The 12,664-nt window shown below is 70.8% G+C and carries 5 protein-coding genes; 4 read left to right on the top strand and 1 reads right to left on the bottom strand.

Annotation, left to right across the window (positions count from 1 at the left end; genetic code table 11):
• The first annotated feature begins 98 nt into the window (after nucleotides 1–98).
• Entirely contained in the window at nucleotides 99–5,639 is a 5,541-nt protein-coding gene (locus tag G4D86_RS53905; protein ID WP_163997200.1) for a GspE/PulE/PilB domain-containing protein, read from the top strand.
• An 83-nt stretch (nucleotides 5,640–5,722) separates the two neighbouring features.
• Here G4D86_RS53905 and G4D86_RS28475 read toward each other — a convergent pair whose 3' ends face one another.
• Nucleotides 5,723–8,509: a vitamin B12-dependent ribonucleotide reductase gene (locus tag G4D86_RS28475; protein WP_163997201.1), complete on the bottom strand. Its 2,787-nt coding sequence runs from the start codon at nucleotides 8,507–8,509 to the stop codon at nucleotides 5,723–5,725.
• A 605-nt stretch (nucleotides 8,510–9,114) separates the two neighbouring features.
• On the opposite strand from G4D86_RS28475, the gene G4D86_RS28480 reads away from it, so the two are divergent.
• From G4D86_RS28480 to G4D86_RS28490, 3 genes are all read left to right on the top strand, one after another.
• A complete protein-coding gene (locus G4D86_RS28480) occupies nucleotides 9,115–9,456 on the top strand; it encodes a (2Fe-2S) ferredoxin domain-containing protein (RefSeq protein ID WP_163997202.1) in 342 nt (113 codons plus the stop codon).
• Nucleotides 9,457–9,636: 180 nt separating this feature from the next.
• Nucleotides 9,637–11,433: a glycosyl hydrolase family 18 protein gene (locus tag G4D86_RS28485; protein ID WP_163997203.1), complete on the top strand. Its 1,797-nt coding sequence runs from the start codon at nucleotides 9,637–9,639 to the stop codon at nucleotides 11,431–11,433.
• A gap of 122 nt (nucleotides 11,434–11,555) precedes the next feature.
• On the top strand, nucleotides 11,556–12,650 hold the full coding sequence (locus G4D86_RS28490) for a hypothetical protein (protein ID WP_163997204.1): 1,095 nt from the start codon (nucleotides 11,556–11,558) through the stop codon (nucleotides 12,648–12,650).
• Nucleotides 12,651–12,664 lie beyond the last annotated feature (14 nt).

Genomic DNA, 12,664 nt, shown 5'->3' on the forward strand with positions numbered 1-12,664 from the left:
CGGGGTGTGCGGGCCGGCGAGCAGGCGTGGAGAAAGGGCGGTGCCGAGGCCTCGGGGGGAGGTGTGCGGGGCAGGAAGCCGTCTACAATCGGCGCGGCATGGCCGAAAAGCTCGGGGCACTCCTGGTCCGCAAGGGCCTCATCACGCAGGCGCAGCTCGACGAGGCCCTCAAGGCTCAGCTCATCTACGGTGGGCGGCTGGGCACCAACCTCGTCGAGCTCGACATCATCGACATCGACACGCTGGCCATGGTGCTGGGGGAGCAGTCGCGCTACCCCATCGCCCAGGAAGCGGACTTCGAGGCGGTGACGGACGCGACGCTGGCGCTGCTGCCGGCCGCGCTGGCGGAGAAGCACCAGGCCTTCCCTCTGGGACAGGAGGGGCGGCGGCTCAAGGTGGCCATGGTGAACCCCATGGAGCTGAGGGACACGGACGCGCTCAGTTTCGCAACCGGGTTGCGCATCGTCCCGTATGTCGCGCCCGAGCTCCGGGTGTTCCACTACCTGGCGAAGCGCTACGACCTCAAGCGGGAGTCGCGGTACATCCGGCTCGAGCCGACCCGGCGCCCGGCCCAGGCCCAGGCCGCGCCGGCTCCCGCGAGCGCGCAGCGAGTGCCCGCAGCTTCGCTGCCCCCCGCCCCCGTGCGTGCCGAGCCGTCGTCCGACGGAATCTTCGGTGGGCTCGCGCCGGGCCAGTACCTCAGCGACGACGCGGAAGCGGACGCGGGTGAGCCGGCCGAGGTGCGGTGGGCGCCGGCCGCTTCCGGCAATGACCACCTCTCGGGCTACCTGCCTCCGCCCGCGCCGCCGGTGGCGATGATCGACCTGGGCGAGGATGGTGAGATGCGCGTGGCGTCCCCGGTGGTGGCCGGGCCGCCGGTGCTGACAGCGCAAGGGGATGGCCGGCCTCCGGCGCCTCCGCAGCTCATGCCCGCGGACCATGCTCGCGGTGCACAGGGCGCCCCGGGGGGCCGTCCCTCCTCGCCGCCGCGGCTCACTCCGCCGGAGCTGCCACGGCTGGAGACGATGCCTCCGCTCGAGCCGGAGGCCGAGCCGACGGAAGAGCTCGATGTGCTGGAGGACGGAGTCCTGGAGGAGGAGGCTCCGGTGGTCGCGGGCGTTGCGTCCGGGCCGCCGGTGTCGGGCGCCGCGATGCAGTCGGAGTTCGTGTCCGGAGGAGGTCGGCCCGGTGCAGCGCCTCGGCTGACGCCCCCGGAGCTGCCGCGGGTGCAGGGGCCTCCGCAGCTCGCGCAGGCCGAGGGCCTCCGGGCCACGCCTCCTCCGTTCGGGCAGGCGCAGGCCGCGCCTCAACGACTGGCCGCTTCGGTTGGAAATGCTCCGGCCGCCGAGGCGCCTGTCGTCGTGGCGGGCTTGCAGCCGCCGGGGCTGGTCGCGCGTCAAGCTGGAGGGCCGCCGCAGCCTCCGGGGATGAACCGTGCTCCGCAGGCTCCCGCGACGCCTGCTCCGATGCCGCCGCATGCGGCGGGGCCGGCGCGGCCCATGCCTCCGCAGGGCGGGCCCGTTGGGATGGAGGGGCCTCCGGGGATGGTGGCGAGACCCGCCGCGGCTCCGGACATGGCCGCGGTGCCGCCGGGAATGACGGGCGCCGCGCGGCCTCCGTCGAGGACAGGACTGCCCGCGGTGCCAGGGCCGCAGGGGGCCGTTCCCCCGGGCATGGCGCGTCCGCCGGCTCCGCCTCCGGGCCAGGCGCCGCAGCAGCCCGTGGCTCCGCAAGGCGCGGCGCCGCGTCCTCCCGGAGTGTCGCAGCCTCCGATGATGGCGCGGCCCACGCCTCCGCCGGGAGTGGCCGCGCCGCAGCCTCCGGGCATGGCGCCCAGGGGCATGCCGCCCGCGATGGCGCAGGGCGGGGTGATGCCTCCCCAGGCCATGGGACCTGTTCCTCCGCACCCCGCGAATGCGCCCATGGCGCCTCCGCCTGGAGCGAGACCCCCGCACGCCGCCGGGCCCGTGCCTCCGCAGCCGGGTGCTCCCATGGGGCCGCCTCCGGGAATGATGGCGCAGGGCGCAGGGCCCATGCCTCCGCAGCCGGGAGCCCCCATGGGACCGCCTCCCGGGATGATGGCTCAGGGAGCGCGGCCTCCGGCGATGCCGGGCGCACCGATGCCCCCGGGCGCCGCACGGCCCCCGATGCCCCCGGGCGCGATGATGCCTCCTGGTGCGGGCGGGCCTCCGATGCCTGCCCAGGGAAGGCCGATGGCTCCGGGGATGATGCCCGGGGCTCCGGTTCCTCCGGGAGCTCCGATGGGGGCGCATCCGGGAATGCCGCCGCGCCAGGGTCCTCCTCCAGGCGGACCGGTGTCTCCCGCGGGCGTCCGTGGGCCCGGCATGCCTCCGGGGCCGCAAGGTCCGGGCATGCCGATGGGCGGGCAGCCCATGCCCCCGCGCCCGCCCCAGGCGGGCATGGCTCCTCCGATGCCGCCTCGGCCCGGAGAGGCCCCGCCGGTTCGCGTGTCCGGTCCGCCGATGGGCATGCCCACGGCGGCGCATCCGGGAATGCCTCAGGTGCCGCCGGGGATGTCGCCCGCGGCTCCGAGGTCCCTGGAGCCTGCGCCGGTGGCACACGCAACCTCGGCGCCCGCTTCGGAACAGCGCGAGCTTTCGCACGGCGCGGACCTCGCCGTCGCTGCAACCTCCGAGGGGGTGGAGGACGTCGCGGCGCGCGTGCAGGTCGCGGCGGTGCAGGACGCGAACCTGTCGCAACCCGAGGATGAAGGCGCTTCGGCGGCCTCCTTGCCTGTGGGGGAGGCTGCTCCGGAAGAGGTGCTCGCGGGTGAAATCCTGCCTGATGAGCCCGCCGCTGCCGCGGTTGCGGAGGCCGGAAGCACCGGCAGCGCGAGCATTGCGCCCGAGGTCTCGGCTCCTGCCGACGCCAAGCCCTCTGCGTCCATGGCTGGTGCGCAGACCTCCGAGGTGCTCGCGGCTTCTGTCGCCAGCGCGGAGCCCGTGATGATGGGCCTCGCGGGGCAGGGGACTGCGCCCGTCGCGGGGCACGCGGAAGCGTCTGCTCCGAGCGCTTCCGACAGCGCCACCGTGGCGCCTTCCGCGCCGGTGCTCGACCTCGCTCTCACCGACCCGGCGACGCAGCTGCCGACCGACGAAGGCGCTCGCGCATCCGAGTCGTCCACGCACATTCTCGCGGCTGGCAACGACGCCGCCCCGGTGACTGCCAGGATGGCGGTTGTCGGCGCGGCAGCAGTGGCCTCTGCGAGCACTCATGCGGCAGCCGGCGAGGATGCCGTGCTCTCCGCAACCCAGACCGAAGTCTCCGCTTCCTCCGTGGCTGCTTCCACCCGTGGCAGCGAGGATGCGGCGCCGGCGTTGTCCGAGGCCACGACTCCGATGGCCGCCGCGCATGCCGAGCCGCACGAAGCGGCAGGCTCCGTCGAATCGCCCGTGGCTGCTCCGAGCGGTCTGAACGAAGTCGCCCCGGCCGAGCACACCACGGCCTATGGCTTCGCTTTGCCCGCGGATGAGCTCGGCGAAGAGGACGAATCGCGAAGTGCGGCGGCCCGTCTGTCTCCTGACTTGGGGACGCTGGACGGGGGCGGCGCTCCTGCTTCCGTGGCGGCGACGGAGGCTGCGGACCTCACGGATGCACGGGTCGAAGCCTCACTGTCGCTCCGAGCCGACACCGAAGCTGACGGCTCGGCGTCCAGCCCTGGCGCAGCCGCGCCGCTGGTTGCGCGGGCCCAGCCGGGAATGCAGCAGAGCGAGGCGCTCAACGACGCCATCGACACGGCGGATGCAGGCGCTGCCTCCACGAAGACCGCATTGGCCTCGGCGGACGCAGGCTTCGAGCCGGCTGTCGCCGCCCACGCGGACGCGGAAGCCGCATCGGGCACCGTGCCGTCCCTGGCTCGCGACTCCGAGCCTGCCGTCGACGCCGCCGCAATGTCCCCGGTCAGTGCTTCCGCCGAGCACGTCGCCACGGGCCTCGTCCACACGGAGTCCGTGTCGCCCGCCTCGCCCGAGGTCCCTGCCACCGTCGAGCACGTTCGCCTCGACGCGGAAACGGGGGCGCACGCGGAACCCGCCGCTGTCGCTACGAGGCATGCCGACGCGGAGAGTGGGTCGCACGAAGTTCGCGCTTCCGACGACCGTGTCGCCGCGGCTCATGGCAACACGGAGACTCTGTCGCACGCAGCCCGCGCCACCGACGAGCACGCTGCGTCGGCCCGCGCCAATGTGGAGACCGCACAGCACGCGGACCGCACTTCGGTTGAGCATCCTGTCTCGGCCCACGCCCATGCAGAGTCCGCGTCGCACGCGGGCCACGCCGCCAACGAGCACGTCGCCCCGACCCATGCCCATGCGGAGACTGCGGGCCACCTTGCTAACGAGCACGCTGCTCCGGCCCATGTAGAGACCGCGTCGCACGCGGCCCCTGTCTCAGACGAGCATTCCGCTGCGGGCCATGCCCATGCGGACACCGCGTCGCACGCGGCCCCCGTCACCGACGAGCACGCCGCCTCGGCCCATGCGCATGTAGAGACCGCATCGCCCGCGGCTCCGGCCGGCGACGAGCACGCCGCCTCGGCGCATGCCCATCAGGACACCGCATCGCCCGCGGACCCTGCGCACGTCGCCACGGCCCGCCTCGACGCGGAAGCCGAGTCGCACGCAGCCCCTGCGCACGTCGCCACGGCCCGCCTCGACGTGGAGGCGGCTTCACACGCAAGCCCCGCCAACGTCACCCCCACCGCCACACTTCGCGTCGTCGCCGCTCCTGGCGCGACGTCGCCCGAGTCCCCCACCGACGCTCTCGCACTGGAGTCCGCGCCCGCGCCCGTGAAGGCCGCGTCGCGAGCCCCCATCGAGCTCGATGACCTCCCGGCCTCGCCCAACGACACGATGGAGCTCGCGTCCACCTGGGAGTTCGTCGGCTGGCAGGGCAGCGAGAGCAACGGCACCATCGGCCACACGGCCGAGTCGACCTGGGCGGACCGTGCCGTGGACCTCGACGGGCCCGCGGTCTCCGCCGCGCCCACCGAGCCCTCCGCGGGCGAGGTGCCGCTCGCCTCGGCCTGGGACTTCATCCCGCAGCCGTGGCAGCCCCCGGTGGATCAGTCCGAGCTCGTCAGCTCCCTCCTGGCCGCGGCCGGCGCGTCCACGGACACGCCGTCCTCCGGGCCCGCGGTGACGGCGGAGCAGGTCCTCGCGGCGTTCGACGGAGTAGGGACGCAGGGCACGCTCGGCAAGGTGCTGCTCGCGTACTGCGCGGGGCGCTTCCAGCGCGCCTTCCTCCTCGGTGAGAGCCTCGGCCTCGCGCGGGTGGGGCATGCCTGGGGCCCTGGTAGCGACAGCCCCGCTGTGTCCGCGCTCAAGGTGGACCTCGAGGCCCCGTCGCTGCTCACCGTTGCCATCGCGGCCGGTGCCGGCCCCAGCGTCTTCAACGCCCCGGTCAGCGCGCAGGACGAGGCCATCTTCTCCGCGCTCGGTGGACAAGCGTCCTCGCACCTGCTGGTCGCCACCGTCCGCAGCCGAGGCCGTCCCGTCGCCTTCGTCATCGCGGACCACGGCGCGGAGCCCGTCGACACCTCGGCGCTCGAGGAGCTCACCCGCGTCATCGACAAGGCCTCGGCGGCCTACGACCGTCTCCCCTCGGCGCGAGGCGCCTGACACGCAGGGCGGGGTGAAACGCAGAAGGGCTCCGGAGCGATTCGCTCCGGAGCCCTTTTCACATCAAGCGCGCAGTGCCCGGCTCAGCTGCAGCCGCTGGTGGCGCCGCAGTTGCCGCACTTGTAGCAGGCACCGCTGCGCACCATGATCGCTCCACACGTGTGGCACGGCGGGGCGTCCGCCTGGTTGAGCCACGTGGCGCGCAGCCCCGACACGGGCGGCGGCGTGGACACCACTTCGGCGGGCAGGGCCGCCTGCGCGGGCACCGCTGCCACCGGAGCCAGCACCGCGTCCTCCGACTCGTCCTGCTTCGGCAGGAACTTCAGCTCCAGCCAGCGGAAGATGTAGTCCGTAATCGACTTGGCGATGGGGATGGCCGGGTTGCCGGTGAAGCCGCTCGGCTCGAAGCGGGTGTGGCTGAGCTTGTCCACCAGCACCTTCAGCGGCACGCCGTATTGGAGCGCCAGGGACACGCTGGTGGCGAAGCTGTCCATCAGCCCGCTCACCACCGAGCCCTCCTTCGCCATGACGATGAACAGCTCGCCCGGCGTCCCGTCCTCGTACATGCCCACCGTCAGGTAGCCCTCGTGGCCCCCAATCGAGAACTTGTGCGTAATCGACCGGCGCTCGTCCGGCAGGCGCCGCCGCACCGCGCGGGGCTCGGGCTTCACGGCCGGCTGGACTGCGGGCTCGGCCGCCTTGGCCTGGGTGGCCTTCGCGGAGTCCTTCGACGTGTTGAGCGGCTGCGTGCGCTTGCACCCGTCGCGGTACACGGCGATGGCCTTGAGGCCGCGCTTCCATGCCTCCAGGTACGCCTTCTCGATGTCCTCCACCGTGGCGTTCGACGGCATGTTCACCGTCTTGGAGATGGCGCCCGAGAGGAACGGCTGGCACGCCTCCATCATCTGGATGTGCCCCATCCACCCGATGCTGCGCTGGCCACGCGCGGGCTTGAAGGCGCAGTCGAACACCGGCAGGTGCTCGGACTTCAGGAACGGGGCGCCTTCAATCGTCTCCTGCTTGTCCAGGTAGCTGATGATGTCCTGTGCCTGCGTCTGCGGGTAGCCCAGCTTCTCCAGCGCCAGCGGCACCGTCTGGTTGACGATCTTCAGCATGCCGCCGCCCACCAGCTTCTTGTACTTGATGAGCGCGATGTCCGGCTCGATGCCGGTGGTGTCGCAGTCCATCATGAAGCCGATGGTCCCCGTGGGGGCCAGCACCGTCACCTGGCTGTTGCGGAAGCCGTGCTCCTCGCCGAGCGCCAGCGCCGCGTCCCAGGCCTCCTTCTGCGCCGCGTACAGCTCTTCGCTCACGCCCTCGGGCGCGATGTTGTACGCCGCCTTGCGGTGCTTGCGGATGACGCCGAGCATGGGGTCCGCGTTCTTCGCGTAGCCGGCGAACGCGCCCTGCTTCTCCGCCAGGCGCGCGCTCATCGCGTACGCCTCGCCGCACATCAGCGACGTAATCGCCCCCGCGTAGTTGCGGCCGGCGGGCGAGTCATACGGCAGGCCCGTGGCCATCAGCAGCGCGCCCAGGTTCGCGAAGCCCAGGCCCAGCGGGCGGTAGTCGTGGCTGTTCTTTTCAATCCGCTCGGTGGGGTAGCGCGAGAAGCCGACGATGATTTCCTGCGCCATCAGCATGATGTCCACGGCGTGCCGGAAGGCCGTGACGTCGAAGTCGCCGTCGATGGTGCGGAAGTGCATCAGGTTCAGGGACGCCAGGTTGCAGGCCGAGTCGTCCAGGAACATGTACTCCGAGCACGGGTTGGACGCGTTGATGCGCGCCGTCACCGAGCACGTGTGCCAGCCGTTCACCGTGCTGTCGAACTGCAGGCCCGGGTCGCCGCTCAGGTGCGCGGCCTCGGCGATTTCGCGGAACAGGTCCCGAGCCCGGTACGTGTCCAGGGGCCGGCCGTCGCGCACCGCCCTCGTCGTCCACGCGCCGTCGCTGACCACCGCCTTCATGAAGTCGTCGGTGACGCGCACCGAATTGTTCGAGTTCTGGAAGAAGACCGACGAGTAGGCCTCGCCGTTGAACGACGGGTCATAGCCCGCGTCGATGAGGGCCCAGGCCTTCTTCTCCTCGGCGGACTTGCAGCGGATGAACTCGAGGACGTCCGGGTGGTCGACGTTGAGGATGACCATCTTCGCCGCGCGGCGCGTCTTGCCGCCGCTCTTGATGACGCCGGCGAAGGCGTCGAAGCCCTTCATGAAGGACACCGGGCCGGACGCGGTGCCGCCGCCGGCCAGCAGCTCCTTGCTGCCGCGGATGGTGGACAGGTTGCTGCCCGTGCCGCTGCCGTACTTGAAGAGCATGCCCTCCGTGCGCGCCAGCGTGAGGATGGAGTCCATGTTGTCCTCCACGCTGTTGATGAAGCACGCGGAGCACTGCGGCTGCGCCTCCACGCCCACGTTGAACCAGACGGGCGAGTTGAACGACGCCTTCTGCCTCAGGAGCAGGTGCGTCAGCTCCGCGTGGAACGTCTCGCGGACCGTGTCGTTGGCGAAGTAGCCGCCCTGCACGCCCCACTGGGTGAGGGTGTCCACCACGCGCGCCACCAGCTTGCGCACGCTCGTCTCGCGCTCCGGCGTGCCCGGCGTGCCGCGGAAGTACTTCGACGCCACGACGTTCGTCGCCAGCATCGACCAGGACTTCGGCACCTCGATGTTCTTCTGCTCGAAGACGGCCTTGCCGTCCTCGCCGGTGATGCTGGCGCTGCGGTATTCCCACGCCAGCTCGTCCGCGGGGTCCACCCCAGGCGTCGTGAAGAAGCGCTCCACGGTCAGTCCCGTAGCCGCCGCGCGCCCCTTTCGCCCGTTGCGTCGCTCCTTCCCGTTCACCGACGGCTTCGAGCTCAGCTCCTTGTCCATGTCGCCACCTCCGCGGGGGTTCACTGAAAGTCCAGGTGCAAAATTTTGCAAAATGCCAAGGCCGCGAGATCGCTCAGGATCCGGAGACTGCCCGCGGACACGTGCGGGTGACTCCGGAGTGGGCTCGCGAAGCGGTTTGAAGCGCGCAGAGGCGCCGAGAACTGTCTTTGGGATTGCCCGCCTGCCAGGCGGGCGGGCGGATCAATACGACGTCCGTGGCAATCCCGTCAAAGAAACCGCTGCCCCCATGAGTAGTGCCATGGAGTGTCATACACACCACCTATTGTGGCCACTGCCTGAAATGAAGGGCGTGCTACGGCTGGCTGCCTGCTTGTAGCGGCGCGCTGCGGGGGCCGACGATCTAGAGCCAAGCGGCTGCGCTAGCAACCAATGCTTTGCAGTGGCAAAGGACAGATGGCGAGTCATGTATCGTCACTTCGGCGCAAGCGACCGTGATCACTGGAAGACGTTTGCTGGGAGTCTGTGCACGAATCCTAGAGGCGCCAACCCGCCCAGCTAGAAACCGGCCCCCGGGGTCGGCGCGGGGCGGTCCGGTGGTGAACGGCGGCGTCGATTTCAGGTGTCTGTCGCGTTAGGAGGCGGACATGCCTCCTCCCTTCAAACGACACGTTTTCGTCTGCACCAACCGCCGCCCGGAAGGGAACCCCAAGGGGTGCTGCGCCAGCAAGGGCGCGGAGGAGGTGCGCGCCGCCTTCAAGGAGGAGCTCGACAAGCGCGGGCTCAAGGGCGGCATGCGGGCCAACGCGGCCGGGTGCCTGGACACATGCGCGTTCGGCGTCTCCGTCGTCGTCTACCCCGAGGGCACCTGGTACGGCGGCGTGAAGGTGGAGGACGTGCCGGAAATCGTCGACCAGCACCTCGTCAACGGCCGCCCCGTGGAGCGGCTGATGATGCCGTTCTCCCGCAAGGAGAAGGCGGAGAGCTGACGCCTCCACAACAAGCACCACGGACGCGAATCACCTGATTAACCCGATTAAATGACTGCGTGACTCCTTCGTGCTGAACCCGAAGAAAGTCCGCGCGGAGGTGGGCGGGTGCGTGGTGCCGGGACTCCCGAGTCCCCGGTCCGTGCCCTGCTGTCTTCCGACGCGGCGAGGAGCACACGCATGCGTCGCAGCAGCTGGGCCTGGGGCCTCATCGCCACCGCTCTGTCCGTTGCAGGGTGCAGTCCGGACGTCACCGCTTCCGAGTCCGCCGAGGAGTCCCGGCAGACGGCTCCGCTCGAAGCGGAGTGGGCGGCCGGCGTCTTCTATCCGGTGGGCACGCGCGTCACCTACGGCGGCCGCATCTACGAGTGCCGGCAGGCCCATACCTCGCAGGCGGACTGGACGCCGCTCGCGGTGCCCGCGCTGTGGCTCGACGTGGGGGCCTCGGGTGGAGGCACCGACGCGGGCACGGGCGGCGGCACCGACGCGGGCACCGGCGGTGACGTCATCGCGCCCACCGCGAACCTCAGCGCCAGCGCCACGCGCTTCACGGCGGCGGGCACGCTGACCCTGACGGCCACGGCCACGGACAACGTGGGCGTGACGAAGGTGGAGATTCTGCAGAACGGTGCGGTGGTGGCCACGGGCGGGCAGTACAGCCGCGCGTTCTCCGCTGCGACCCAGAACGGCACGTACATCTACGAGGTGCGCGCGTACGACGCCGCGGGCAACGTGGGCACGAAGTCGGTCACCGTCGTGGTGGAGCTTGGCGGCCCTCCTCCGGGCGGCGGCAAGCGCCTCATCGGGTACTTCACCGCGTGGGGCATCTACGCGCGCAACTACCAGGTGGCCCACGTTCCGGCCTCGAAGCTCACGCACATCAACTACGCGTTCTCCAACATCACCTCGGATGGGAAGTGCATCCTCGGGGACTCGTACGCGGACATCGACAAGGGCGGCGGCTGGCCGGGCGAGTGGGACGCCGGGCAGCTTCGCGGCAACTTCCGCGCGTTCAAGGAGCTGAAGCGGACGAACCCACAGCTCAAGCTCCTCATCTCCGTCGGCGGCTGGTCCTGGTCCACGTACTTCTCGCGCGTGGCGGCCACGGCGGCCTCGCGCTCGGCGTTCGTGAAGTCCTGCGTGGACCTCTACATCCGCGGCCAGTTCCCCGGTGTCACTCCGGCCAACGGCGCGGGCGTGTTCGACGGCATCGACATCGACTGGGAGTACCCCGTCAGCGGCGGCCTGCCGGGCAACATCTACAGCCCCGCGGACAAGCAGAACTACACGCTGCTGATGCAGGAGTTCCGCAGCCAGCTCAACGCCGTCACCGCGCAGACGGGCCAGGCGTACCTGCTCACCATCGCCTCGGGCGCGTCGCCGGACCTGCTCGCGAACCGGATGGAGACGAAGAAGCTGTCCGACGTGCTCGATTGGATCAACGTGATGTCCTACGACTACCACGGTGCCTTCGAGAGCACGGTCAACTTCCACTCACCGCTCAACCGCGTGACGGGTGACCCCGGCGCGGCGGATGGCTTCTACAGCGACGCGACGGTGGCGAAGATGCTGGAGCTGGGTGTGCCCGCGTCGAAGATCGTCCTCGGCGTGCCGTTCTACGGGCGCGGGTGGGGCAGCGTGGCCAACGTGAACAACGGCCTCTTCCAGAGCGGCGTCCCCACGAAGGGCACGTGGGATGACGGCTCGTCGGGGCTGACGGGCGTGTTCGACTTCAAGGACATCAAGGCCAACTACGAGCGCGCCGGTTCCGGGTACACGAAGTTCTTCCACCCGGAGAGCAAGGAGGCCTACGTGTACAACCCGTCCTCGCGCGTGTGGATTGCGTATGACGACCCGCAGAGCCTGGGCGCCAAGTCGGACTACATCCTGAGCAAGGGCCTGGGCGGCGCGATGTTCTGGGAGTTGAGCGGCGACGACGGCTCACTGGTCGAAGCGCTCTACCAGAAGCTGCACTGAGAGCGGCGCATTCCCGCGTCACCGCAGCGCGCGGGTCCGTGAAGGCAGACACGGACCCGCGCGGTTGCGCTCGTACTCCGTGAGGCTTCTGCCGTTGTCGGCCGGGCGCTAGGGTTCGCCGCATGTCATTGGCGGCGGACGTGCTGCTGCGGCGTGTGCTCGGGAGCGTCCTGCTGCTGTTGCTCGCGGGCCCCGCGAGGGCCTCCGAGCCGTGGAAGGCCGTGGCGCGCGTGGCCTCCTCCGAGGATGTGGCGTTGCTGGAGCGCGTGCGAGGGCAGAGCAGTGATTTGCCCGTGCTGCTCGTGGCGGAACAGGGCGCTCCACTCGATGGACCGCCTTCCGCACGGTGGCGTGCGGCGGAGGAACTCGCGGAACGTCACCAGGCCCGCGCGGTCCTCTGGTTCCTACGCGACGGGGACGACGTGCGTGTCCAGGTGGCCGAGCCCGCCAGTCGCCATCTCTTCGTGCGCACCGCACGCCTGGACGGCCAGCCGGGCTCGCTGGAGTGGTCCGCTGGCGCGGAGGCCCTGGCGCTCGCCGTCCGCTCCGCGCTGCGCGCCGTGGACCTGGGCGAGCCGCTTGGCGAGGTGGTGGAACCTCCTGCCGCTCCCTCGCTTGCGCCAGTGGAGACCGTGGAGGCTCCACCTCCGTCTGTTCGCGTAATTGCTGCACAGGCTCCGCTGCCGCCCTCGGGGCACTGGATGCTCGCGGTGGGCGTGCAGGCCGCGCTCGATGGGTATGCCCGGAGCGGTCATCAAGGCCTGTTGCTCGGAGCGGGATGGGAGGGCGATTCACTGCGCCTGGGGCTTCAGCTCCTGGCGGGACTGCCGGCCGGGCTGAGTGATGAGCGCACGCGACTCACCCTGGGACAGCATGCCGCGGTGCTGTGGGCGGACGTGCCCCTCGTGTCCACCGGTCCGCTGGCGTGCGCCGCCGGGCTGGGGGCGGGTGCGGTGGTCTTCACGCGCCGGACGGAGGCGCTCGCGCCAGAAGTCGACGCGGCTCCTTCGAGCACCCTCCTGGCCCTGCTCCTCGGCCCCAGATTCTCTGCCCGGTGGAGTCTGGCCACGCGGCTCGCGCTCGAAGCGAGCGTGTCCGCCGAGCTGCTCCTGGGGCGTCCCGCGTTGGGATACGGCATTGATGGAAACTTCGTGCCTCGTGGTGATGGGTGGGCCGTCAGACCTCGGGTGGGGCTGGTGATGGTGTTTCTTCCGTGAGCCCGATGACCCGA

The organism is Pyxidicoccus caerfyrddinensis (assembly GCF_010894405.1).
GTDB classification, from domain to species: domain Bacteria; phylum Myxococcota; class Myxococcia; order Myxococcales; family Myxococcaceae; genus Myxococcus; species Myxococcus caerfyrddinensis.

What these genes read in the sequence shown, in the direction of transcription:
- G4D86_RS53905 (WP_163997200.1), top strand. Translation starts at nt 99, where the DNA reads ATGGCCGAAAAGCTCGGGGCACTCCTGGTCCGCAAGGGCCTCATCACG.
- G4D86_RS28475 (WP_163997201.1), bottom strand. Translation starts at nt 8,509, where the DNA reads ATGGACAAGGAGCTGAGCTCGAAGCCGTCGGTGAACGGGAAGGAGCGA.
- G4D86_RS28480 (WP_163997202.1), top strand. Translation starts at nt 9,115, where the DNA reads ATGCCTCCTCCCTTCAAACGACACGTTTTCGTCTGCACCAACCGCCGC.
- G4D86_RS28485 (WP_163997203.1), top strand. Translation starts at nt 9,637, where the DNA reads ATGCGTCGCAGCAGCTGGGCCTGGGGCCTCATCGCCACCGCTCTGTCC.
- G4D86_RS28490 (WP_163997204.1), top strand. Translation starts at nt 11,556, where the DNA reads ATGTCATTGGCGGCGGACGTGCTGCTGCGGCGTGTGCTCGGGAGCGTC.